This is a genomic window from Burkholderia sp. SIMBA_062 (assembly GCF_046534765.1).
GTDB lineage: Bacteria > Pseudomonadota > Gammaproteobacteria > Burkholderiales > Burkholderiaceae > Burkholderia > Burkholderia ambifaria.
Map to the genome: position 1 here is coordinate 1 of NZ_JAWRYD010000007.1, position 25542 is coordinate 25542.

Here is a 25542-nt window from a genome sequence, read left to right on the forward strand (position 1 = left end):
GGCAGCGGCCCGCGGGCCGCTGCCTGACGCGCTACGGTTTGTCTTTTCTTCTTCATCGGCATATCCATGACGTTTACTCCGCATGATATGCCCCGCCCACGAAATCACGGATAGGTCCGGTCGCTACCCGATCCGGCACACAAGCGTTCCCCTTTGCACGCGCCGACGCCTCGCGGCGAGGCGGCCTATCAGGCCGTGGTCGGGCGGTGGCAACAGCATGTCCGCGACATCGCCGGCGACTTCAGTTCGGCTGACCTGGATGCAGCGATCCGCGTGCTGCCGGCCTATCCGTCGTCCGCCGTCGCGAGCCCGCACCTGTTCCAGAAAGTCGGCGTGGCCGGTATCTGCACGGCGTGAGGGCATGATCTGCCCGGCGAAGTTTAAGAAAACATCCTGGCGGCTGGTTGTCCAGTCCAGTAATCAATCGTCCCTGGCGGGCGGCCCAACCCGTTTGCAGAAGCACGTTGTACCCATCCCGGTTGGGTGGCTGGATCGTCCCCGGCGGCAAATGCCCTACCCCCAAACACCGATGCGGCCGTTCGGCGTAGCCAAGTGCGTTGCTCTGATCATCGCGTCAAAGTAAGACGCGAAAGCGTGAAGAACTTTGCCTGCCGCCACACAAACGGTAGCCATCCCGTCCGGTCTACTATTGAGATTCATGCGAACAGCGACAAGCTGCGGTGACTCGGCGAACGCCGATGCGTCGCCCGGTGCATGTCTGCCTGGAAGATGAATCATGGCGTGCTTTCCCTGTTCCGCTCAATCAAGCAACCAACCGTTATCGCCCTCGACCAGCGTGCCGCCGTGGCTGGTGGTGTCACCCTCGCGGGCGACCGCCCGGCCGCCAAACGTGGTTACGCCCCCGGTGACGATGACAGCACCGCAACTCGTAGAGTCACCGACACAGGCCGCTTTTCTCCCCCCGACTGTCACGCCGTCCGTGCCGCTGATAACAGTTCCAGGTCCGTGCAATGGACAGACATGGCGATGGCCGACAAGCACAACGGGTCGCATGAAAATCTCCGATGGTGATATTGATCAGCCGTTACTTTCCAGCGGCGGCACTCTGTTCGCCCACGTACTTCCACTGGAAGCTGAAGGGGTCCACACCCCGGTCCCCCGGCAGGTTCGGCAGTGAATCCCCTTCCTTGACGAACACTTCGTGATAGCCGCCGAGCCGTTCGATGCTCTTGCCCGTCGCGGCCCAATAGCCGGTCTTTGGCGCGTAGTCACCCGGACGGGCGTACGGCAACGCGGGGACCTGCGTACTGGCATCCACTTCGCCAAGGAATTCAATGTGCCTTCCCTCACGCGCCTCTTCATTGGTCGGCTTGTAGACCCTGAAATAGAGGCGGTTCGACGGCGCGTTATCCGTGATCGGGTACATCATCCTGCCCTTGCCCGTATCGGTACGGTCCAGAACCTCGCGCACGTCAATCCAGTCGAGTTGCGTTTGCCAGTAGACAATTTCATAAACGTGCGTACCGGGAAGGAACTGCGTATTCATGATTACAAATTCGTCTGCAACCTCGCCCACCCATTTTTCCTTTGCCTTCATCACATAGGTAGATCGCTTTATATCTTCGTCCCGCGGAGCAGCGACATAAGGCTCGATGTCACGGTGTTTGGGCGGGGCAGGCAGAACCTCCTTACCCTCGGAATATAGCCGCATCAACGGACCATCCGGCGTGGGCTTGCCTGTTGTCTTAACGTCCCCATTGCTCGGATTTATGTATGTGGTGTAGTACCGTATTTTGACGCTGTCATTGCGCACAATTGCGTCATGAAACCTGATCTGTGTGATCAGCGGGTTCTTGACCCAGGTTACCCGCTCATTCGGCACGACACCCGTCTGGTTTCCACTTTGCTTGTCGGTCATAGAACTTTTCGTAGTTTGGTTCGAAGACGGCACCGCGCGCTGTTCCGTATGGGATGAACAGGCGATCAGCACCGCCATCCCCCAGATCGAAACAACGAGACGGGCACCGTTCATTGTCAGACGGTCAGGCTTCATCCTTCGCGCTCTCGATAAAAAATGCAATACTTTCGGCATTAGCTAACGCCCTGTTGGGCGCGAACTCGGCGAGTACCCTTGCCCGGCGCGCCCCATAGGCAGTCTGTCCGTTGTATCTGTCAGGGTCATGTGCCCCGTTAACATCGACCTTCTGGTCCTTGGCATGAGCGGTATTCTGCAAATGCGCCACCTCGTGCAACTGGATTTCCATACGGTTCTGATCGACCGGATCCCTGTTATTAAAGCTTCGGAAGAATGGACCATACTGGCAAGCAATATTGACGTATTCCATCCGGAAGCCTGATTGGGCAGGCTTGAGCGCCTTGGCCGGATACACCCCCGGCTGCACATAGGCACCTGCCTCAAAACCCAGTGCGCCCTTGACCACCCGTTGCATGGATATATGGCGGAAGAACTCCCGCATGCCTTTCAGGTAGTTGTGGACGTGATGCCCGGCAGGCTTCGCTGCAAGCTGTCCGTGCAACGTTTCCGGAGCAGCGATGTCATTGGGCGTTACGCCAAACCAGTATTCGAAGTTTGACCAGAGATCGTGATGAGCAACATTGTGAATCGTTTGCAGGGTCGCATACTCCCTGACGACTGGCGCCCGCGCCGAGGGCGCATCAGGCATGGCGGCGTTGGCGTCCGCCCAGGGTTCGAGTTGTTTGAGGCGCTTCTCGATCAGCTTCAGGCAGGTTATCCAGCTCTGCCGGATTTCCAGTTCGAACGCCTCCTCGGACAGCGTTGCGTCCGTTGCGAGACACTCCCGCATCTGGGCCAGAAAGCCCACTGGGTGGAAATGCCAGTTCTTCGCATCCATCGGCGTGGATAGCGGCCTCATGGCATTGTCCACACCGTCCTGCTGTACCTTCGCGTCGCTCCAGAACTGCTGACGCTGAATATCCTGCAAGAACGCCTTGAACTGGCTGTCGGATAATTGCGGAAGCGGCGGATGGCCGCCTTGCTGAAGTTTGCCATATCGCTTGCTGTTGTTACTGTTGTCCCATTCAGTGTGGAACCGGACAGCGGCGGTGCGCAAGATCGCGTCAACGCCATCAGCATGAAGATCATCGAGACTCAGGCTCGCAGAAGACTTGTGTGCGGCAGACAGGATTTTCTGCATGACCGCATCGTCGTCCTCAACGAAGCCGTCGTCTGTCGTATTCAGTTCGCTATCCTCATAGGTCTGCCACCCCCGCGCTACCCAGTCGCTATCGGTAGTCAGCGTCACCCATGCGTCACGAACAAATTCCCGCCCGTCGGCTGTGGCCCTTGCTTGTTCGGTGTACGCGTAGTAGGTACTTCCATTCATGCCAAATAGCTTGAAACATATCAGGTCACTAACTGAATTAGGCTCCGACCCATCGGCTGTGCAAGGGATCGCGCCAAAAAAGCAGGAGCCAGCTGGAAACAACGTCATGCTTGATGCTGATAATCTACCTCCCCTTGAAAAAACATCTGTGGCAAGCGTCGCATTCCGCGTCAACCACACCTTCCCCATACCATCGCTTTTCTGTCCATCCGCATATTCCTGGTACGACGAACTTGGGTTGATAATGTTCAGCGGAACAAGCGGCTTCATCTGCTTCACCAACTTATTCTCGCCCGTAAAAATCTCGAAGTGGAAGCTGTCCGCCACCGGGCCAAGATCGCCGTCCGTTATCCCTGCGTAACCAATCACCTGTCCGGCCCTGACCGGATACTCCATTGAGAAGGTGCAATCCAACGGCATCCACCGCTTTTCCGTAGGATGGCAGCAATACATGAACGATATGGGATAGCCCAGCCGGATTTTCTGATCGGGCCTCAGTGGAGCGCCAGGCTCCACGTCCAGATACATGCGCTCTATCCATCCCTCGCCACTGTTGCGGGTATTGATGTCAGTAATCCTGATCTTGACCATGTGGTGCCCGTCATCGATCACCGCGCTTACCGTTACTTCGGCCCCGCGCAACGCGGCAACCGGAACAATTGTATTGGTGGTCGTGAGAAACGGCGGCAGGACTGCCTTGTTCTGCAACTGCTTCTGCGGCATCAGATTCGCGTAGAGCGAGTAGAAGTGCGCCCCGATGTATCTAGGGATGCTCGCGCTGACACCCTGCGAAACGCCCTCCACGGGCTGCATTTCACCGCCTCCTCTATTGGCCTCGCACTCGTGCCGAATCAGTACAAAGCTACTGCTGAACTGCCGGGGCGGTGACGGCTGCGACTTGGCTTTCGACGCTGACGCCTTCACGGGTACTGCCGCCTTGATCTGCCGGTCGAGTTCGCTGTCGATATAGTCCCGATCCAGTCGGAACGCGACGATGGTACCGTCCGCGACCGCGCGCACCGGCTTTTTTCCGCTCAGGTGTACGCCGCCGTGCCAGAAGCGGTTGCGCCCTACCGGGAATACACCTCCCCCGACGTGCTTCGCGAGATCAATATATTTGCGGACAAGTGCTGGCGTACTCAGCGCGGCACTGGCTGACTGCGGGTAAGACGCTGGCTGCGGGGCGCTGTAATAAGGATCGTCTTCAAATGGGAAAGTCACAATCATGAGGCACGGTTCCTTGATGGAATAAACGGCAGGCGTCAGCCTGAAAACGGGAAGTAGTCCGGTGTGAACGGGTCGCCCTTGTTCACGTCTGAGCGCACGTCCAGGGCGTTCTTGACCCAGCCGGTCTCGGTCTGGACCGGCCCCTTCAGCTTGATCCGGACTCCTTCAATCGTGACGCCCTCACCGTCGAGCGTGATCTTTCCGGCCGGGCCGATGATTTCGGCCTTGTCGCCCGCCTGTAGCTGGTAGATACGGGTCTTGCGCTCAATAGCCTGCCCCGCCTCGACCTGGTGGCACCCATGCACCTTGTGTTCGGCGTTGCCGCCAGTCGTGACCAGGAAGTTGGCCGCAATGGTGTCCTTGCGATTGTTGCCCGTTTCCTCGATTCGATCCTTGCCGATCTGGATGCGGTGATCGCGCCCAACCGAAAGAAACGCATCCTGACCAATGGTGTGACGACGATCTACACCAATATCGACCTGTTCGCCTCGGCCGACTTTTTCCGTACGATCGTTGTCAATCGTCACCGATTCATCATGTCCGACTGTCTTCGCGCGATCATGCCCAACCGTATGCGATTCATCGTTTTCAACTTCGGTTCGCATATCCCTTTCGGCATGGAACCATATTTCCTCCCTGCCTTTCCTGTCCTCGAACCGCAGCGCGTTGGCGGTTTCGTAGCCGCCCTGATCGGTGGAGCGCGTCAGCGTGCCGCTCTGGGTCGCATTGGCGGGCAACTCCCACGGCGGCATGTTGTGCGCGTTGTAGTGCCGCCCCGTTACAAATGGCCGGTCAGGGTCGCCGTTCTCGAAGTCCACTATCACTTCCGAGCCGACCCGCGGAACGCTGATGGTCCCGTAGTTGTTGCCTGCCCACGGATAGGAGACCCGCAGCCAGCAGGATGATGTCTGATCATGTACTGGCGAGCGGTCCCAGTGGAACTTCACCTTCACCCGGCCGTACTGGTCCGTGTAGATTTCGCTCCCGTCGCCCCCCGTGACAATGGCCGTCTGCGGGCCGGTTGTGCGTGGCTTGCTGACCGTGCGCGGTGGACGGAAAACGGTCGTGGCCGGCTGCACTTCAAACCGTGTCCGAATCCGGTATTCGCCGGTATCGGTTGCCCCGTCGAGTTCAGCCGCATCCAGCCGAGCCCGGATAACAAGGTATTCGCGGTTTGCACCAGTTTGCGGAAAGCCCGCCAACGTAAAAGTCGTCCCGCACACAACGTTCCGCACATTCCCACCGCCAGTGCCCCGCTCACCCAGGGCACGCATTTCCTGCATGCGTATCCGTGCAAACTGCTCACCGACCTCCCGCTCGGTGTAGTCGCCTGGCCACTCGTAGCGTTCAAGCGTATTGTGCGAGGTGTCCTGCGGCAACTGAATCTGCGCCTCCAGATTTGCCCTTGGCCGGCTGAAGTCGAAATCGTTCGTGGTCCACTGACCTGACTGGATACGCGCAGTCGTATCAAAGTTGTCGATGTGCTCCATGTCAACCCTGCGGCCTGGCGGATAGTACGACAACGTCTGATAGGCTTCACTGTCAACCGGCTTGTGTACCCCCAACTGGTCCACCAGGATCATGCGATGCACGGTATCTGAATGCTCGAAGAACCAGTAAATCCCGTTCTCTTCCATTAGACGCTGGATAAAATGAAAGTCGGATTCGCCATACTGAACCTGATAGACCAGCTCGGGATAAGACGCGCTTAGCCGCATGTCCCATGAGTAGAGGTAGCGGCCGCCCAGCACCTCGTGAATGATTTCAATAACAGACTTATTCTGAAAAATCCTGTAATCCGAGCGCTTCTCAGCCAGCGCGATCCACGGTTGCAATTTGAGTCGATACCTACTCTGGCGGTTTGACTGCCCGGCAAAACTCACTGCCGTGACAATCCCGCTGATTTCGCGTAACCCGCGTCCGATGTTTGCTGCACCGGTCGCCCCCGACATTCCAGGGACAAAAGTGCCCATCCCGTCAAGCTGGATGGTGACGGTCAGTTCCTTCCCAATCATGTCGAGTGTATTGAGATTCGCCGCCTCTTCGTCACTCAATCCCGCGTCGAGCGAGGTTTTAACCTCCAAATCGTAGGTGTAGATTTTGGAAAGTTCTTCCTCGCCTTCGATCGCAACCAGTTGCAATACAGGTTCGCCATTGGGCGATAACGGAACGGCAGCCCCACTGATAGAGAGCGTTCGGGGCCGGCTGAATTTCTGCATGACCGGATATAGCTTCTGAACATCAAACGCGTTGGACATGGTGATTCCGACAATAAGATGGATCGTATTGGGCTACTCGGCGAGCGCATGCAGACTGACTCGTCAGGACGTTTCGCTATCGGGCAACAACCCGACCGGCAGGGACACGGGGCTATCCATTGCGACCAAATGATGTTCACGTCGCGTCAGTTCGGGTGGCCGCTGGGCAGCACGGCGTGATGCGGCAGCGAGGAATTCGGCAGGCGCGAACAGACCCAGCACGTCGTTCCATTGCTCCGGTTCACAGAGGTCCGGTGCCCCACTGAGGTCGCCGAACAGCTGTTCAAGTTTGACCGGAGGCCTGAGTAGCTCCATGGTCCCCTGGGGCTTGGCAACCGGCTTAACCGGTTGCGGTGGCAACTCCACCATAGTGAGCAAACCCAATCCCGGTTCAGCCTGCACGGGCAACACAGATGGAGTGGCTTCCTGTGTATAAGAGATTGCCCACTCGGCCAATGAAAGCGGATCATCGAGAAATCTGAGGTATTGACTGTACAGTGACGCAATAATATTTGCGTCCTCCACAGCAACGTTATTGTCATCGAGCTCGCGAAGGGCCTCGCTGCCACGAAGGGACGCTGATGATCCGAGCAGGCCAAATACCGCCCCACCGCCGCATTCGTAACCAATGGACAGCGCCCGAAATCCCCCGCGCATAACGTTGTCTGCGACGTGAACAACCGTGCCGCCGTGATCCGTTGCATCGCCAAAGCGAGCGACATCCTTGCCTGAGGTATTGTCCTGCACGTTTCATCTCCATCGAACGGAATTTCTCCTGCGTCGAATTTACCGAGCACACGGGGAAAATCACATAAGACGCGTCCGAAATTGACAAAACCTAGCAAAAATCACAGGGTGTGATTTTTTGTCGCGACAATGGACATGCCCCGCGTATAAGTTGCACACACAACGTCTGCACAACCGGGGCTGGCTCAAGCGGACAACGGCAAGTGACTTGCTGCCTCACGCGAACCCAATCGGGCGGCTCGGACATATTGCAGCCTTCTGGACGCTCCTCCATCATGGCTTGCGCCGTCCGCCGAAGCAAATTTACACCAGCAGAACAACAACCAGCAGACCGCATCAACCACACGACAAGTCGAGATAAATCCCAATCTCGTCAATAGGCATCCTAACTTCTTGAGATAACAAGACACACTGCCAGCACATCGGACTCAGTGCTGGACGCCTGGAGCAGCCCCCGCTGAAACGCCGGACACAGTCACCCACTTACAATAACTGGCAGGCATAAGACTGTGTCTTTGACTAACACCTGGCAGGAAGTGATGGAAGTGTTGACGGGCCCGGAGCGCCGGCGGCGCCGGACGGCGGAGCAGAAGCTGGCGATGGTTCGCGAGAGTTTCGAGCCGGGGAAATCGGTTTCGATGGTCGCGCGCCAGCACGGCGTGAATCCGAACCAGCTGTTCCACTGGCGCAAGCTGTATCAGGATGGGAGCCTGTCAGCGGTCAAGGCTGGCGAGGAAGTGGTTCCGGCCTCGGAGCTGGCCGACGCGCTCAAGCAGATTCGTGAGCTGCAACGGATGCTCGGCAAGAAAACCATGGAGAACGAGATTCTCCGCGAAGCAGTCGAGTACGGCCGGGCAACAAAATGGATAGCGCACTCGCCCTCGCTGCCGGAGGACGACCAGTGAAACTGGTTTGTGACGTTCTCGGCGTGTCGCGCTCGAACGTATCGGCACGGCTGTCGCGTCCGGCGACTTGGCGCGATGGCCGTCAATCGAGGCAGACTGACGACGCGGTCGCTGCCGAGGAAATCCGCCGGGTCGTCGGCGATTTGCCCAGCTATGGCTATCGCCGGGTTTGGGGCATATTGCGCAACGAGCGCGTCGCGGTTGGGCTAGTGCCGTTCAACGCCAAGCGCATCTATCGTGTCATGCGCACGCATGGGTTGCTGATGCAGCGCCGACCGATTCCGCCTCGCCCCCAACGTCGACACGACGGCAAGGTGGCCGTCGCGCGCAGCAATCAGCGGTGGTGCTCGGACGGCTTTGAGTTCCGCTGCGACAATGGCGAGCTACTGCGCGTAACGTTCGCGCTGGATTGCTGTGGTCGTGAGGCGATGAGCTGGGCGGCCACGACGGCAGGCCACAGCGGTGACATTGTGCGCGACGTGATGCTGGCTGCTGTGGAAAATCGGTTTGGCAACGACTTGCATACCCCGTCCGAAATCGAGTGGCTGAGCGACAACGGTTCGGGCTACACGGCTGACGACACGCGCCGGTTCGCAGTGGCCATCGGTCTGAAGCCACTGACCACGCCGGTGTGCAACCCGCAAAGTGACGGGATGGCCGAGAGCTTCGTGAAGACGATGAAACGCGACTACGTCGCCTTCATGCCGACGCCGGACACAGCGACTGCTGCACGCAATTTGGCCATCGCGTTCGAGCATTACAACGAGGAGCATCCCCATAGCGCGCTGAAACCTCGCTCGCCTCGCGAGCTCCGGCGTTCGATGGATTCAGCAATCCTTAGTGTAATGCCGCGTCCGGTATTACAGGGGCAACTCCAGCGGGGTATCATGTCAATTCGTCATGCGGGATGGTGGATCGTGGGGGAATGGCCTGAAGCAGCCACACCCCGTTTCGCCACATCGTCTATCTTGCCCCCCTGACAAGCGTTCGCTGCCACCGCCAAAGTTGTCCACAGAAAATGTTTGCAAGCTTGTGGATATCCTGCGCACCGCAACGCTAAGCCCTTGATCCGATGGACTTTGGCACGCGTGATGCAGACGAGGCCCTGGCGATGGCCATCGCATACACCGCTTCGCCGCACTTCGCGTCACGACGCCACGACGATGCACGCCGCAGTCGGTTCACACGCGCCCGCCATGCGCGGCGCCACTTACCCACAGATTTTGTTGGCAAGCTTGTGGATATCCTGCGCAAGCCTGCGCTAACCCGTTGATCCGGCTACGGTTCATGCACGGCATCACGGTTGCGGCAACGTGCGGCCCGGGCATGCGCACATGCGGACGATCCCGCGCAACGGCAGTGCACCGCCGTCGCCTTGACGCTCGCGCCCGCCACGCGTCAAGATGACGCGAGCCGCACGCGGCCGCGCATACCGGCTTCGCGCAGCGGCTCAACGGGCCGGCCGTTCCGCCGGCGCCGCACCACGACACCTCACTCCGAGGAAGATCATGGAACACTTCACCGCGTGGCAGCTGGTCGTCTCACTCGTGCTCGTCGCCGTCGTCATCTATCCGTACGTCCGCATCGTCCGGCGCACCGGACATTCGGGCTGGTGGATCCTGACGATGTTCGTCCCGGTGCTGAACTTCATCATGTTGTGGGTGTTCGCGTTCGCGCGCTGGCCCACTGTCGACGATCGGCAGCCCTGACCGTCGCTACGCGGCCACCGAGCTTGTCCACAGATTGTGTTGGCAAGCATGTGGATAGCCTGCGCATACCGCAACCAAGCGCTTGATCCGAAAGACTTTGTCCGCGCCGCTTCAAATGCGGCACGCGGCCGGCAAAGTGCCGCTCGCACGTCGCCTCGCCACGTGACGGGCCGCCTTCCGCGCATGCGAACCGGCTTGTCCACAGATTGTGTTGGCAAGCGTGTGGATAGCCTGCGCATACCGCGGCCAAGCGCTTGATCCGAAAGACTTTGTCCGCGCTGCTTCAAACGCGGCACGACGGCACGACGGCACGCGTCGCGCCGGGGCGCCGCTGCACGCGGGCTTGTCCACAATTTTTGTTGGCAAGCATGTGGATATCCTGAGCATGCGCGACCTAAGTCGTTGATCGCACAACGTTTGATCGCGCGGGTCACGACTGCGGCACGGCGCGCCCGCGGCGCTCGCCACGCACGCCGTGCCGCCCTGCTCAACCGAACGTCTGCGCAACGATGCGCGCGACCGACGCGATCACGTCGTCCTTCGCCCGCGCATCGGCTCGCGTCTGCGTGTAGTAGACGGCCAGCACGATCGGCGCGCGCGACGCCGGCCAGATGACGCCCGCGTCGTTCGTCGTCCCATAGTCGCCCGTACCGGTCTTGTCGCCGACCGTCCACCCGGCCGGCACGCCCGCACGAATCCGCTTGTCGCCGACCTTGTTGCCGCGCAGCCACGCGATGAGCTGCGTGCGCTGCGCGGCCGGCAATGCGTCGCCGAGCGTCAGCACGTGCAAGCTGGCGGCCATCGCGGCGGGCGTCGTCGTGTCGCGCGGGTCGCCCGGCAGCGCTGTGTTCAGTTCGGTCTCCCATCGATCGAGCCGGAACGTGTCGTCGCCGATCGAACGCGCGTAGGCCGTTACCGCCGACGGTCCGCCGATCAGCTTCATCAGCAGGTTCGCGGCCGAGTTGTCGCTGTACTGGATCGTGGCCTCGCACAGCGCGGCGACCGTCATGCCCGCGCTGACATGCTTCTCCGACACCGGCGAATAGTTGACGAGGTCGGCCTTCGTATACGTCACGCGCTGTTGCAGCAAGCCGGGCCGCTCGACGCTCTGCGCGAGCACCGCCGCGCTCAGCATCGCCTTGAACGTGCTGCAGAACGGGAAGCGCTCGTCCGCGCGATGCTGCGCGCGCCGGCCGCTCGCAGTGTCGATCGCGCACACGCCGAGACGGCCGCCCGCCGCGTGCTCGAGCGCGGCAAACGACGTCGCGGACGAAACGTCCTGCGTCGCCGCCGGCGACGACGCGCATGCGGTGACGGTCAGGACGAGCGGCGCCGCCGCGGCGGCCAGCAACAGGGTTCGACGTTGCGATGAGTAGGTCATGTCAGGTTTCTCGTGGTGGAATGGATGCGAAACGGCCGGCCGGCGAGACAGCACTATCGTGACTTTACGGTTGCCTGACAAGCAACGATAATTGAGCGCTGCCACAAGAAATTCTTATGACGAAGCTCCGCCCCCACCTTCCACTGAATGCATTGCGCGCGTTCGAATCGTCGGCGCGCCACCTGAATTTCACGCGCGCCGGCCTCGAGCTGAGCGTGACGCAGGCGGCCGTGAGCCAGCAGGTGCGCGCGCTGGAGGAACGGCTCGGCTGCGCGCTGTTCACCCGTTTGCCGCGCGGCCTCGGGCTCACCGACGAAGGACGCGCGCTGCTGCCGGTGCTCAGTGACGCATTCAGCCGGATCGAAACCGTGCTCAAGCAGTTCGACGGCGGGCGCTTCCACGAGGTGCTGACGCTCGGCGCGGTCGGCACCTTTGCCATAGGTTGGCTAATGCCACGGCTGAAGCGCTTCGGCGACACGCACCCGTTCGTCGAGCTGCGGCTGCGGACCAACAACAACGTCGTCGACCTCGCGGCCGAGGGCCTCGATTTCGCGATCCGCTTCGGTGAAGGCAACTGGCCGGCGACGCGCAACGAGCGGCTGCTCGACGCGCCGCTCACCGCGTTGTGCACGCCGGAGATCGCACGCCGCCTCGCGGCGCCGGCCGATCTCGCGAACGAAACGCTGCTGCGCTCGTATCGCACCGACGAATGGCTCGGCTGGTTCGACGCCGCGCGGCTCGAACCGTGGTCGGTCAACGGGCCCGTGTTCGATTCGTCGCGGCTGATGGTCGAGGCGGCGATGCAAGGCGCGGGCATCGCGCTCGCGCCGGCCTGCATGTTCGCGCGCGAACTGCAGCTGGGCCTGCTCGCGCGGCCGCTCGACATCGACGTGCGCGCGGGCGGCTACTGGCTCACGTCGCTGAAGTCGAAGCCGCTCACGCCGGCGATGACGCTGTTTCGCGACTGGATCGTCGCGGAAGCGGCCGGCGCGGCACCGGTCGAATGACGCGCCCGTGTTGTCCACAGATTTTGTTGGCAAGGATGTGGATATCCTGGGTACCCGGGGCCTAACTCGTTGATCGCGCACGATTTACGGGGACGATGCACACATCGGGCAGCCCGTGCGCACGGGGCTCGACGCACCGGCCGCCGCACGCGGGATCGTCAACCATCAGGAAGCAATCCGGTGAGACTTATCCACAGATTTTGTTGGCAAGCCTGTGGATATTCCCCCGATGTGACACGTAACATGCTGATACGAAAGGGGATTCAGTAGATCGTGCGCGGCAGGTCAACGACGCGGCATCGTTTGCGACTCGCAGCGTGCGCTGCGCGCCGAATCGGGGCAGGCCGGGTTCTCCACAGATTGTGTTGGCAAGCTTGTGGATATCCTGCGCACCGGACGGCTAACTCATTGAGCGCACGGGGTTTTGTGCGGGCCGCGCAGGATTGGGCAGCACCGGCGCGGGCCGTGCGGCCAGGCGCTGGCGCTGCCGGTTCGTCAATGCCGGTCGAGCCCGCTGCGCAATTCGCTCGCCTTGTCGCGCAGCGCCTCATAGCCCGAGCGCGCATGTTCGGGCAGGTCGGGATCGCCGATCAGCGCGCCGAGCGTTTCGATCAGGCTGAACAGGATGCCCTTCGCCGCCCCAGCCGCGATGCTCTGCGACTCGATCGACTTGTGCAGGTGGTCGACCGCCGCTTCCAGATTCTCGAGCTTCTGCTCGCCGTCGTCGGGCCGATTGTCGGTCGTCATCGTCATTGCCTCCACCATCGTTCAAGGGTCATGTCACGATTCTATGCCGCTGCGCGCGAACGTGGCGCGACATCGCGCAATGTCCGCGCGCGGCTGCGCTACAGCAGCGCGACCACCTTCACCCGCCCCGGCTGCGCCGCCGCCGCAACCACCTGGCCGTCGACGCGACGGAACGTGAGCGAAACGGTTTCGTCGCCCACACGCAGGTCGTCGATGCGCAGCCAGTCGACGCCTTCGGGCAGCGTCGGGCGCTCGACCCGTACCTCGTGGCGCGCCGCGTCGACGCCCACGCCAAGGCACGCCTGCAGCATCATGAACGGCGCACCGGCCGCCCACGCCTGCGGCAGGCACGCGACCGGATAGGCCGTCGGCGGTTCGCCGCGCCGGCGCGGGAATCCGCAGAACAGCTCCGGCAGCCGCATCTCGAAGCTGACGGCCGCCTCGAACAACGCGCGCAGCAGGTTCACCGCGGCCGTCTTGTCGCCGTAGCGCGCGAGCCCGCGCGCGATCAGCGCATTGTCGTGCGGCCACACCGAACCGTTGTGATAGGCCATCGGATTGAAGCGCGGCTGGCCGGCCGCGAGCGTGCGAATGCCCCAGCCCGTCTGGAACAGCGCCGAGCCGAGCACGCTCGCGACCGCCGCGCCCCGCTGCGCGTCGGGCAGCCCGAACGCGAGCAGATGGCCCGCGTTCGACGCGAGCACGCGGCACAGATCGCCGTGACCGTCGAGCGCGATCCCGTAGAACTGGCCGTCCGGCATCCAGAACAGCGCGTCGACCTGGTCGCGCAGCGCCCTCGCGCGCAGTGCATAGCGCGTCGCATCGGCCGCGTGGCCGCGCCGGTGCGAGCACATCGACATCGCCTCCAGCGCCGCGCACGCATACGCCTGCACTTCGACGAGCGCGATCGGGCCGTCCGGGAAACGGCCGTCCGCGTGGAACACCGAATCGTGACTGTCCTTCCAGCCCTGGTTCGCGAGGCCGCGCTCCGACGTGCGCTGGTAGTCGAGCAACCCGTACGGATTGCGGTCGCACTTGTCGATCACCCATTGCGCGGCACGCTCGAGCGCGGGCCACAGCTCGTCGATCAGCGCATCGTCGCCGGTGTGTTCGACGTACGCGCCGGCGAGCACGATGAACAGCGGGGTCGTGTCGACGCCGCCGTAATACAGCGCGAACGGCACCTCGCCCGTCGCGGCCATCTCGCTGCGGCGGAACTCGTGCATGATCTTGCCGGGCTCGGCGTCGCGGAACGCGGAGGTCTCGCGCGCCTGATGCGCCGCGAGAAAGCGCAGCACGCCGCGGGCGAGCGATGGTTGCAGCCACAGCATCTGCAGCGACGTGATCACCGCGTCGCGGCCGAACGGGGTCGAGAACCACGGAATGCCCGCATACGGATACGGCCCGGTGTCGAGCTGCGTCGTGAGCAGCCCGAGATCCGCGAGCGAGCGGTCGAGCCACGCGTCGAACAGCGGATTGCCGGTGTGCACGCGCGCCATCGACTCGCGTCGCGAACGCATTTCGCGATGCACGCCGACGAGCGCGGTGCGCAGCGCGACACGGCCGCATCCCGGGTCTCCGCCGTGGTGCGCCGAATCGAGCGTCGCGTCGACGGTCAGGTAGATCGACACGCATGCCTGCGCGGCGATCGTCAGCGTGTAATCGGCACGATCGACCGACAGCGCGTCGGGCGCCGGCGAGAAATGCACGGTCACGTTGCGCTCGACTTTGTCGAGGCCGTCGTAGCGCAGCCGCACCGCCCCTGCGTCGACGCGCGGCGCGACCACCGTGCCGCGCTTCGGGCGCTGCGTGCCGCGCACTTCGAACATGTCCTTGAAATCCGCGGCGAACGACAGCGACAACGGCACTTCGGCCTCGCTCGCACCGTAGTTCGTCAGCGTCAGCGCTTCGTACAGCACGTCGCCCGCGAGCACCCGTGTGCGTTCGATGTGGATGACGCCCTCGGGCGTCTCCTTGCCGCCGAGCGGCGGCAGCGGGCGGTTCGTCAGGTGCGCGGTAAACGACGCGTTGTCCGCGCTCGTCGCGCCCGACAGCAGCGACGGCGCGCGCCCGCCGAAGGTCAGGCGCCATGTCGACAGCACGCGCATGTCGTCGACGTACAGGCCGTCGTCGCGCCCGCTGATGTCGCCGAGCGCGTCGCCGACCACGAACGCGTCGCCGGATTTGAGCACGTACTGGTTGTTGCGCGCGAGCGCCTGCGGATCGGCTTCGGGCGCGATGAATGCGGGGCCGGACGCTTGAGACGGAGGAAGCGGCGCGACTTGCGGCGCCTGCGTCGTGGTGGCTTCGGCGTGATTCGGCATCGATGCTCCTGTGTCGAGGCGCAACGCGCGGCGCGCGTCGCGTGTTTCGCACAGGATAGGCCAGAACGGGGGATGCGCGCAGCGACGAAAAAGACGCGGCGCCATGCGACGTTACCGTCGCCGCATGGCGTCGCGCACAGGCATGTCACGCGCCGGTCAGAACTTCCACAGGATGTTGCCGAGCACCGCGTTGTCGCGCACGCCGCTGCCGTACTGGCCGCTGAACGTCAGGCCGAGCGTCAGGCGCTTCGTGATGTTCGCGTCGATGCCGGCCTCGAGTACCGCGCTATCGCGAGCAATCGGCACGCCCGATACCTGGAACGACGTGCCGCCGTTCGCGAACGTGAACGCCGACGACGGCCGCACATTGCCGAACGCATGTCGCCAGCCGACGGTTCCGCGCGCGGTGAACGTGCCGCTCGCGATCGTGCCGAGCTGCGACGCGGCGCGCAGGCCGAGCGTCGAGAACCCGATGTGGGTCGTCTGGCCGCCGGCCCGCAGCGCGGCCGCACCGCCGCTTTCGGTATAGCCGTCGGTATGCAGGTTCACGTAGGCCAGACCCGCGAACGGTTCGAGCGCGACCGGCCCGAGCGGCAGTGCGTAGCCGACTTCGCCGAACACTTGCGCCGAATGGGCGTTGTAGCCGGCCGAATCGTGATCGGAGAAGCCCGCGAAGCCCGGATAGCGGTCGGTGTTGATCCGGTACCACGTGTACGACGCGCCGCCGCGCACGCCGAGCGCACCGTACTGCGCACCGCCGTACAGCGACAGGTAGTAGCTGTTGACCGACGCCGACGAACTGCGGTCGTTGTCGAGCGAGCTGTGCGTGACGCCCGCGGCCAGACCGGCACGCCACTTGTCGTTGAGCGCCATGTCGGCACCGGCGATGAAGCCGGTCATGCTGCGGTTGACCGTCGACGCGTTGCCGTCGCCCCCGAGCCGGCTGCGGCCGCCGAACGCCTGCCCCCACACCACCGGCTGGTAAGGTGTGCCGCCATAGCAGCCCTCGCGCGAGCCGATTCGGCGCTCCGGCGGCAGCGTGGGGTCGGTCACGCCGGCCGTGTTGTCGCCGCACAGCGCGGCCCCGCCCGACGACAGCGCCGCGAGCGGCCCCGATCCCGGCGCGAGACCCTGGCGCACGCGATCGGTCACGGCATCGCGTACGTAACGGCTGTCGAGCAGCAGCGTGCTCTTCAGGCTCGCCTGCAACTCTCCGTCGAGCATCGAGTAGGCCTGGCGCGCGGTGGCCGCATCGGTCGTCAGCACCTTGTCGTACAGCGCGTTGCCCGCGCCGAGCGCACCGATCGCGGTCGCGACCGCGCGCTGGTTCGGCGTCGTCGCGACGTCGGGCAGTGCCGTGCCGTTCGTGACGAGCCGCAGGTACACGTGGTTCGGATCGTAGCTCAGCGTCGGCATCAGGAACGCGTAGTTCGAATTCACCTGGCTGAATGCGCCCTGCACGCCCGACGATGCGCTGACGATCGTGTACGTCGTGCTCGGCTGGTAGCTGGCCTGGTTCGCGAGCACCTGCACGGTGCCGCCGTTCAGCGTCGCCGTGCCGCCCGCGGCAATGCTGCCGCCTTGCTGCGGCGTGACCGCGACCTGCAGCGTCGAGCCCGGCTGGAACGTCACGTTGCCGGCGACGTTCAGCGCCGCGCCCGGTTGCGACGCGGCCGCGATCCCGCCGCTCTGGACCACGACGCCGCCGACCGTGCCGGTGCCCGTCAGCGTCGCGCCGTTCTGCACGGTCACGGCCGACTGGCCGAGCGAACCGGCGACGGCGAGCGTGCCCGCGGCGACGGTCGTCGGGCCGCTCAGCGTATTGGTGCCCGTCAGCGTCAGTTGTCCGCTGCCGGCCTGGGTCAGCGAACCGGTGCCGGACAGCACGTTCGCGAGCGTCACGCTGCCGGACTGGTTGACGATCAGTGCGCCGTTGTCGACGACATTGCCGACCACGCTGCCCGACGTGCCGCCGTTGCCGAGCTGCAGCGTGCCGCCCGACGCAATCGTCGTGCCGCCCGTGTACGTGTTGCTGCCGGTCAGCGTCTGAACGCCGGTGCCTGCGACCGTCACGCCGCCGGTGCCGCCGATGACGCCGCCGAACGTGCCGTTGGCGCTGCCATTCAACGACAGCGCGTTCGCGCCGAGGTTCACGGTGCTGCCGGCCGCCCCCGACAGCGTGCCGATCGTCTGCGTGCCCGCTGCGCCGCTCACGTCGAACGTCGCGCCGGTGCCGGCGAGGTTCACCGCGCCCGTCGATGCGAGGCTGCCGCCCGAACCGAGCGCGAGCGTGCTGCCGCCGTTGATCGTCGTGCCACCCGTGTAAGTGTTCGCGCCCGTCAGCGTCTGCGTGCCGGTGCCCGCGACCGTCACGGCGCCGGTGCCGCCGATGACCCCGCCGAACGTACTTGCGCCGCTGCCGTTCAGCGTCAGCGCATTCGCGCCGAGGTTCACTGTCGTGCCCGCCGCGCCCGACAGCGCGCCGATCGTCTCGGCGCCCGCTGCGCCGCTCACGTCGAACGTCGCGCCCGACCCGGCGAGATTCACCGTGCCGGTCGATGCGAGGCTGCCGCCCGAACCGAGCGCGAGCGTGCTGCCGCCGTTGATCGTCGTGCCGCCGGTGTACGTGTTCGCGCCGGTGAGCGTCTGCGTGCCGGTGCCGGCGAGCGTCAGGCCGCCGGTGCCGCCGATCGCGCCACCGAACGTGCCGTTGCCGCTGCCGTTCAGCGTCAGCGCATTCGCGCCGAGGTTCACGTTCGTGCCGGCCGTGCCGGTCAGCGTGCCGAGCGTCTGCGCGCCCGACGCGCCGCTCAGGTCGAACGTCGCCCCCGTGCCCGCGAGGTTCACCGTGCTGCCCGATGCGAGGCTGCCGCCCGACCCGAGCGCGAGCGTGCTGCCGCCGTTGATCGTCGTGCCGCCGGTGTACGTGTTCGCGCCCGTCAGCGTCTGCGTGCCGGTGCCCGCGACCGTCACGGCGCCGGTGCCGCCGATCGTCCCGCCGAACGTACCGGCGCCGCTGCCGTTCAGCGTCAGCGCATTCGCGCCGAGGTTCACGTTCGTGCCGGCCGCGCCCGACAGCGCGCCGATCGTCTGCGTGCCCGCTGCGCCGCTCACGTCGAACGTCGCGCCCGTGCCGGCCAGGTTCACCGAGCCGGTCGATGCGAGGCTGCCGCCCGCGCCGAGCGCGAGCGTGCTGCCGCCGTTGATCGTCGTGCCGCCGGTATAGGTGTTCGCACCCGTCAGCGTCTGCGTGCCGGCGCCGGCCAGCGTCAGACTGCCCGCGCCGCCGATCGCACCGCCGAACGTGTTGTTGCCGCCGCCGCTCAGCGTCAGCGCATTCGCGCCGAGGTTCACGCTCGTGCCGGCCGTGCCGGTCAGCGCGCCGATCGTCTGCGCGCCCGACGCACCGCCCAGGTCGAACGTCGCGCCCGCACCGGCGAGATTCACCGCGCCGCTCGCCGCGAGACTGCCGCCCGCGCCGAGCGCGAGCGTGCTGCCGCCGTTGATCGTCGTGCCGCCCGTGTACGTGTTCGCGCCGGACAGCGTTTGCGTGCCGGTGCCTGCGAGCGTCAGGCCGCCGGTGCCACCGATGACGCCGCGGAAGGTGCCGCTCGCGGTCCCGCCCAGCGTCAAAGCATTGGCGCCCAGGCTCACATTGCTGCCGGCCACACCCGACAGCGCACCGAGCGTCTGGCCGCCCGACGCGCCGCTCAGGTCCAGCGTCGCGCCTGCGCCCGCGAGATTCATCGCGCCCGTCGATGCGAGGCTGCCGCCCGCGCCGACCGCGAGCGTCCCGGCGTTGATCGTGGTGCCGCCGGTATAGGTATTCGCACCCGTCAGCGTGGTCGTCGCCGCGCCGTCCTTCACGAGCGCGCCCGCGCCTGTGATCGCACCGCTCAGCCCGAGTGCGTTGCTGCCGCCGAGCGTCAGCGTCGCGCCCGTGCCGAGATCGATCGCGTTGGCGACCGACAGGTTCGCGTTCGTATCGAGCGTCGCCGCGCCGCCGACATTCAATGCGCCGGTGCCGAGCGCCGCGTTGTTGCCGAGCACGAGGCCGCCGCTGTTCAGGTTCGTGCCGCCCGAATAGGTGCTCGCGCCGTTCAGCGTCTGCGTGCCGGTGCCCGCCAGCGTCAGGCTGCCGGTGCCGCCGATGGTGCCGCCGAAGGTGCCGCTTGCCGTCCCGCCCAGCGTCAGTGCATTCGCGCCCAGGCTCACATTGGTGCCGGCCACACCCGACAGCGCACCGAGCGTCTGGCCGCCCGACGCGCCGCTCAAATCAAGCGCCGCACCCGCGCCCGCGAGATTCATCGTGCCGGTCGATGCGAGGCTGCCGCCCGCGCCGATCGCCAGCGTGCCGGCGTTGATCGTCGTGCCGCCCGTGTAGGTGTTCGTCCCCGTCAACGTCGTGGTCGCCGCGCCGTCCTTCACGAGCGCGCCCGCGCCTGTGATCGCGCCGCCCAGCCCGAGCGCGTTGCTGCCGCCCAGCGTCAGCGTCGCGCCCGTGCCGAGATCGATCGCGTTGGCGATCGACAGGCTCGCGTTCGTATCGAGCGTCGCCGCGCCGCCGACATTCAATGCGCCGGAGCCCAGCGCCGCGTTGTTGCCGAGCACGAGGCTGCCGCTGGTCAGGTTCGTGCCGCCCGTATAGGTATTCGCGCCGTTCAGCGTCTGCGTGCCGGTGCCCGACAGCGTCAGGCTGCCGGTGCCGCCGATCGTGCCGCCGAACGTGCCGCTCGCGGTCCCGCCCAGCGTCAGCGCGTTTGCACCCAGGTTCACGCTCGTGCCGGCCGCGCCCGACAGCGCGCCGATCGACTGTGCGCCGCCCGCGCCGATGTCGAATGCGGCGCCCGCATTGGCCAGGTTCACCGTGCCCGTGGACGACAGGCTGCCGCCCGCGCCGATCGCCAGTGTGCCGGCGTTGATCGTCGTGCCACCCGTGTAGGTGTTCGTGCCCGTCAGCGTCGTGGTCGCCGCGCCGTCCTTCACGAGCGCACCCGCGCCGGAGATCGCGCCGCTCAGCCCGAGTGCGTTGCTGCCGCCGAGCGTCAGTGTCGCGCTGGTGCCGATATCGATCGCGTTGGCGACCGACAGGCTCGTGGTCGTATCGAGCGTCGCCGCGCCGCCGACGCTCAACGCCCCGGTGCCCAGCGCCGCACCGTTGCCGAGCACGAGGCCGCCGGCGTTCAGCGTCGTGCCGCCCGTGTAGGTGTTCGCGCCCGTCAGCGTCAGCGCCGCCGCACCGTTCTTCACGAGCCCGCCCGCGCCGGAGATCGTGCCGCCCAGCCCGAGATCGGTGCTGCCGCCGAGCGTGAGCGTCGTGCCGGTGGCGAGGTTGACGCCGTTCGCCAGCGACACGTTGGTGGTCGCATCGAGCGTCGACGAGCCGTTGACGTTGACCGCGCCGAAGCCCAGCGCCGTATTGCTGCCGACGACGACGTTGCCGCCGTTCAGGTTCGTGTCGCCCGTGTAGACGTTCGCGCCGGTCAGCGCCTGCGTGCCGGTGCCCGACAGCGTCAAGCCGCCCGTGCCGCCGATCGTGCCGGCGTAGGTCGTATTCGCGCTGCCGTCGAGCGTCAGCGAATTGCCGCCGAGGTTCACGTTCGTGCCGGCCGCGCCGGCGAGCGAGCCGATCGTCTGCGCGCCCGTCGCGCCGGCCAGGTCGAACGTCGCACCCGCGCCGGTGAGGTTGACCGTGCCCGTGGACGCGAGGCTGCCGCCCGCGCCGAGCGCCAGCGTGCCGCTGTTGATCGTCGTGTCGCCGGTATACGTGTTCGCACCGGTCAGCGTCGCCGTCGCCGCGCCGTTCTTCACGAGCCCGCCGGTGCCGCCGATCGTGCCGGCCAGGCCGAGATTGTTGCTGCCGCCCAGCGTCAACGTCGCGCCCGTCGCGAGATTGACCGCGTTGCCGAGCGTCACGTTCGTGCTCGTGTCGAGCGACGCCGACGCGTTGACGTTCAGCGCACCGGTGCCGAGCGCGCCGTTGTTGCCGACCACGAGGCCGCCAGCGTTCAGGTTCGTGCCGCCCGTGTAGCTGTTCGCGCCCGACAGCGTCAGCGTGCCGACGTCGTTCTTCGTCAGCGCACCCGCGCCCGACACCGCGCCCGACAGCGATAGCCCAGTCGCGCCCTGCACCGTCAGCCCGCCCGCGCCGAGATTCACGTTGTTGCTGACGTCGAGCCCGGCGGTGCCTGCTTGCAGCGCACCGCCGGTGGCCGTGATCGTGCCCGTGCCGAGCGACGCGTTGTCGCCGATGATCGCGACGCCGCCCGCCAGCGTCGCGTCCTGCGCGGTCGACGCGCCGTTGATCGTCCAGTTGCCGCTCGTGACGTCGAGATGATTGAAGTTGATGTAGTTGTTGACCGCGATGGTGCCGTTGGCCGACGCGCCTTGCTGCAGCACCAGCGTGTTGTTGCCGCCGGCGCCGCCGTCGACGGTGCCGGTCGCCGCGACGCCGAGCGTGACCGGCCCGACCGTGATGCTGAACGCGCCGCCCGTGCCGCCCGCCGTGTTGACCGACGAGCCCGTCACGGCATTGAACGTGTTGGTGCTGTTCGCGCCCATCGACACGCCGCCGTTGATCGTGCCCGAGTTGGTAAAGGTATTGCCCAGCCCAGGCGTGCCGTTCGATCCGAGCGACACGCGGCCGGTGATCGTCCCGCTGTTCGTCATGTTGACTGTGCCGCCGCCGTACGCGGCGACCACGGGCGCATCCGCGCCGATGAGCGTCGCACCGACCAGCGGGGTCGAGCCCATCGTGCCGGTGTTGGTGATCGTCGACGTGCCGCCCGTACCGTTCTGCACCGACAGCGCCATGCCCGTCACGCCGCTGATCGCGACACCGGTCGAGCCGTTCATCGTGCCGTTGTTGGTCACGGTCGTGGTGCTCGCCGCCGCATTGCCGACCACCGCGCCGCTCGACAGCACGCCCAGGCCCGTGCCAAGTACGGTCGGATCGATCGTGCCGTTGTTGGTCAGCGTGGTGTTGCTGCCCGTCAGCGACATCGCGGTGCCGCCCACGCCGAGCAGCACGCCGACGCTCGCGCCGGGGTTCACCGTGACGTTCAGGTTGTTCGCGCTGTTCGAGTAGCTTGGCGCCAGCGGATTCGCGACACCCGAACAGGTCACCGTCGTGCCCGCCGTCGAGCAGGTCGCATAGGCGGAAACGATGCCCGCGCCCGACAAGGCCAGGAAAACGCCGGTCGACAGCAGGAACCTCGGAAATGATTCGCCGCTCTTCTTCGAATGCGCAATATTCATGTTTCCCCTCGGCATCGGCTTGCCCGCTGAATCGGACCGGCGACGACGGAATATTCGGGACGAACGCGTCCCCTCCGGCGGTCGCGGAACGACGTCGGTTTATTCGTGGATGAACTGCTGGTTAATCGATTCTCGTTTGCGAGCGCAAAACTAGCCGAATGACATGGCCCGGGCCCCTTGTTTTTATGCAGCGACTTTCTGGTTGATTTGATTACCGCCCTGCTTTTGTCAGACAAGGCTATATCAAACAAACAGGGTTTTCCAGTCGATGTTTTACTATTTGACCAAGATCAATCAAATATGTATTTTTTACTGGAGTCGGCGCGCCCGACAATAGAACTACTGAAGCGTTTCCGTAATTTCGCGCGAGGCGCGGCAAGGATCTCCGGGCGTTGTAGTCAGTGGAAACACCGATTCCCGATCCGGAATTTGGAGCGGAATTTGCGCTGCGCGATATATCCGCGCTCACGCCGATAGGCCGCAAAAATCGCCGAGCGCCTTGATCCGCCGAACCAAAATTGAATTTTCAACATCCTGCCAATCGCTTTCGAATCCGGCGATGCTTGAAGTCGGCGATCCGGTCGCCATTAATCGTCCGGTGACGGCGGTACCGATTCCATCAATGGGATAGCGCACCGGATTCGGTGTGAATCGGTGTGACTGGGCGAGAAAATCAGAAACGAATTAGGCCGTCGTGCTGAAAATCGAAACGCGGCACGCGCGCGGCAGCATCACGCCGCGTCGCGTTACGAAAACAGGCTCATCAGATACAGCATCGGCCGGAACGACACGGGCCGTGCATCGGGATTGAGCCACAGACGCAGCACATAGATCGCGTACGCCGGCACTTCCCGCCAGCTCGAATAGATATCGCGCAACTGGAAGTGGTGCGGATACGCGGCGGAGATGTTCGCGCGGGCGATGCCGACCCGCTCGAACGCGAGGCGCGCCCGCGCGAGGTGGTAATACTGACTGATGATCAGCACGCGCGACATCCGGTGCGCCTGCAGGTACGCGCGCGTGTGCTGCGCGGTCGCGAGCGTGTTGTCGCCCTGGTCGTCGACGGCGATCCGGTCGGCCGGCACGCCATGCGCGACCAGATAGTCGCGCATCGCGGTCGCCTCGTTGAGCCCCGGGCCGTCGATCGCGCCGCTGACGAGGAACGCCGGACACTGCCCGTCGCGATAGCAGCGCACGCCGACGTCGAGCCGCGCGGCGAGCACGGGTTTCGGCGCGCCGTGGTCATCCAGCGCATTGCCGAAGATCACCGCGACATCGGCCGGCTCGCTCGGCATCCGCATCCCTGCGCCGACGAGCACGACGGCCGCGACGATCCACAGGCACGCGAACGCTGCCAGCACACGGCCGATCCGGGCGACGCTGCCCCGCTTGAATCGCTGCTTCAATGGTGTCGGACTCCTGGAGAAGCGCGCCGCCGGCTTGCGCGGCACGCGGCCCGGCATACTGCCACGCCGCGCTCGCGCATGTCCAGGCCTCGCGGCCGGCATGACGCGTCGAACGTATCCGGAGAAACCGGACGACGTTCGGCATGCTGGCGCTTCGGGGTTCGAAAGACTTTCAGGAAACGTCAACGAGCCTGCCCGGCCGGCGTCAATCCACCGGACACATCGCAAGCCGCCCCATCGCCTCGCCCGCGCCACGCACCGCGCAGGTGGCAGGGTCGTCGGCGATCCGGGCGACCAGGCCGGTCTCGTCGCGCAGCAGGCGCTCGAGATCCGCGAGCAGCGCGCCGCCGCCCGTCAGCACCACGCCGCGATGCGCGATGTCGGTCACGAGTTCGGCCGGCGCGTTTTCCAGCACCGACTTCACCGCGCCGATCACCTGCTTGAGCGGCGCGGCCAGCGCGTCCGCCACATCGTGGTTGGACAGCTCGATCGAGCGCGGCAGGCCGTCCTCGATGCCGCGCCCGATCGCGCGTGTCGACGTGCGCGGCACGGCGCTGGTGGCCGAGCCGATCGTGTTCTTCACGCGCTCGGCGGTCTGCTCGCCCAGCAGCACGCCGTACAGGTTGCGCACGTAGTTGATGATCGCCGCGTCGAACTGGTTGCCGCCGACGCGGATCGATTCGCGGTAGACGATGCCGCCGAGCGCGATCACCGCGACTTCGGTCGTCCCGGCGCCGATGTCGATCACCATCGAGCCGACCGGCTCGGTCACCGGCAGCCCCGCGCCGAGCCCGGCCGCGAGCGCTTCCTCGATCAGTTCGACCTCCGACACACCGGCCGCGAACGCGGCCTCGCGGATCGCGCGGCGCTCGACCGCCGTCGCATCCGACGGCACGCACAGCGTGACCTCGACACGGCGGCTGAAGCGCGAACGCGTGCGCGACATGTCGATGAAGCGGCGGATCATCTGCACGGCGGCGTGCGCATCGGCGATCACGCCGTGCCGCATCGGCCGCACGGCCTCCAGATGCGCTGGCTCGCGGCCGAGCAGCGCCTTCGCGAGCTCGCCGACCGCCTCGAGGGTCGGCCGCGCGTCGGACGCCCCGCCCTTGCGAAAGCAGACGACCGACGGCTGGTTCAGCACCACGCCGCGCTCGTGCGTATAAATCCGCGTACTCGCCGTTCCAGGGTCGATCGCAACGGGTTGCGCAAACAACTTTCCGAACAGCGGTGTCGACATATCGAGCC

The 25542-nt window shown here is 65.1% G+C and carries 14 protein-coding genes and 2 pseudogenes; 4 read left to right on the forward strand and 12 right to left on the reverse strand.

Annotated elements, in window-relative coordinates; genetic code table 11:
- Nucleotides 1-276: 276 nt before the first annotated feature.
- Nucleotides 277-357: pseudogene (locus SB786_RS09225) on the forward strand (antibiotic biosynthesis monooxygenase); the annotation flags it as partial.
- 402 nt (nucleotides 358-759) lie between these two features.
- Here the strand turns inward: SB786_RS09225 and SB786_RS09230 are convergent.
- The 5 genes from SB786_RS09230 to SB786_RS09250 form a co-directional block, all read right to left on the reverse strand.
- Complete coding sequence (locus tag SB786_RS09230; protein WP_080334425.1) at nucleotides 760-1014, reverse strand: PAAR domain-containing protein; 255 nt, start codon at nucleotides 1012-1014, stop codon at nucleotides 760-762.
- A 31-nt stretch (nucleotides 1015-1045) separates the two neighbouring features.
- Nucleotides 1046-2014 carry a hypothetical protein gene (locus tag SB786_RS09235; RefSeq protein ID WP_410727197.1) on the reverse strand — a complete coding sequence of 323 codons (969 nt, stop codon included), beginning with the start codon at nucleotides 2012-2014 and terminating at the stop codon, nucleotides 1046-1048.
- Nucleotides 2004-4553, reverse strand: a complete 2550-nt coding sequence (locus SB786_RS09240; protein ID WP_410727198.1) for a hypothetical protein — start codon at nucleotides 4551-4553, stop codon at nucleotides 2004-2006. The genes SB786_RS09235 and SB786_RS09240 overlap by 11 nt, the downstream gene beginning before the upstream one ends.
- Before the next feature lie 35 nt (nucleotides 4554-4588).
- A complete protein-coding gene (locus tag SB786_RS09245; RefSeq protein ID WP_410727199.1) occupies nucleotides 4589-6811 on the reverse strand; it encodes a type VI secretion system Vgr family protein in 2223 nt (740 codons plus the stop codon).
- Between the two features lie 63 nt (nucleotides 6812-6874).
- Entirely contained in the window at nucleotides 6875-7558 is a 684-nt protein-coding gene (locus tag SB786_RS09250; protein ID WP_410727200.1) for a TagK domain-containing protein, read from the reverse strand.
- A gap of 539 nt (nucleotides 7559-8097) precedes the next feature.
- Here SB786_RS09250 and SB786_RS09255 point away from each other — a divergent pair.
- Both SB786_RS09255 and SB786_RS09260 read left to right on the forward strand, forming a co-directional pair.
- Nucleotides 8098-9302 (forward strand): annotated as a pseudogene (locus tag SB786_RS09255) (IS3 family transposase); the annotation flags it as partial.
- Nucleotides 9303-9971: 669 nt separating this feature from the next.
- Nucleotides 9972-10172, forward strand: coding sequence for a membrane protein (locus SB786_RS09260; protein WP_046548390.1), 201 nt, complete (start codon nucleotides 9972-9974; stop codon nucleotides 10170-10172).
- 487 nt (nucleotides 10173-10659) lie between these two features.
- Here the strand turns inward: SB786_RS09260 and blaPEN-bcc are convergent, their stop codons facing one another.
- On the reverse strand, nucleotides 10660-11553 hold the full coding sequence (gene blaPEN-bcc / locus SB786_RS09265) for a PEN family class A beta-lactamase, Bcc-type (protein WP_410727201.1): 894 nt from the start codon (nucleotides 11551-11553) through the stop codon (nucleotides 10660-10662).
- A 116-nt stretch (nucleotides 11554-11669) separates the two neighbouring features.
- Here blaPEN-bcc and penR point away from each other — a divergent pair, with 116 nt between their 5' ends.
- Entirely contained in the window at nucleotides 11670-12560 is an 891-nt protein-coding gene (gene penR, locus SB786_RS09270) for a beta-lactamase transcriptional regulator PenR (RefSeq protein ID WP_410727202.1), read from the forward strand.
- A gap of 495 nt (nucleotides 12561-13055) precedes the next feature.
- Here the strand turns inward: penR and SB786_RS09275 are convergent, their stop codons facing one another.
- The 6 genes from SB786_RS09275 to SB786_RS09300 all read right to left on the reverse strand — a co-directional run bounded on the left by SB786_RS09275 (nucleotide 13056) and on the right by SB786_RS09300 (nucleotide 25534).
- Complete coding sequence (locus SB786_RS09275) at nucleotides 13056-13307, reverse strand: hypothetical protein (RefSeq protein WP_011659343.1); 252 nt, start codon at nucleotides 13305-13307, stop codon at nucleotides 13056-13058.
- A 98-nt stretch (nucleotides 13308-13405) separates the two neighbouring features.
- Nucleotides 13406-15631 (reverse strand): glycogen debranching N-terminal domain-containing protein, encoded by a 2226-nt coding sequence (locus SB786_RS09280; RefSeq protein WP_410727203.1) that lies wholly within the window; start codon nucleotides 15629-15631, stop codon nucleotides 13406-13408.
- A 156-nt stretch (nucleotides 15632-15787) separates the two neighbouring features.
- Nucleotides 15788-22888, reverse strand: coding sequence for an autotransporter-associated beta strand repeat-containing protein (locus tag SB786_RS09285; RefSeq protein WP_410727204.1), 7101 nt, complete (start codon nucleotides 22886-22888; stop codon nucleotides 15788-15790).
- A gap of 465 nt (nucleotides 22889-23353) precedes the next feature.
- Nucleotides 23354-23524, reverse strand: a complete 171-nt coding sequence (locus SB786_RS09290) for a hypothetical protein (protein ID WP_410727205.1) — start codon at nucleotides 23522-23524, stop codon at nucleotides 23354-23356.
- Nucleotides 23525-23634: 110 nt separating this feature from the next.
- Complete coding sequence (locus tag SB786_RS09295; RefSeq protein ID WP_410727206.1) at nucleotides 23635-24294, reverse strand: YdcF family protein; 660 nt, start codon at nucleotides 24292-24294, stop codon at nucleotides 23635-23637.
- Between the two features lie 205 nt (nucleotides 24295-24499).
- Nucleotides 24500-25534, reverse strand: coding sequence for a rod shape-determining protein (locus SB786_RS09300; protein ID WP_410727207.1), 1035 nt, complete (start codon nucleotides 25532-25534; stop codon nucleotides 24500-24502).
- Between the last annotated feature and the right edge of the window lie 8 nt (nucleotides 25535-25542).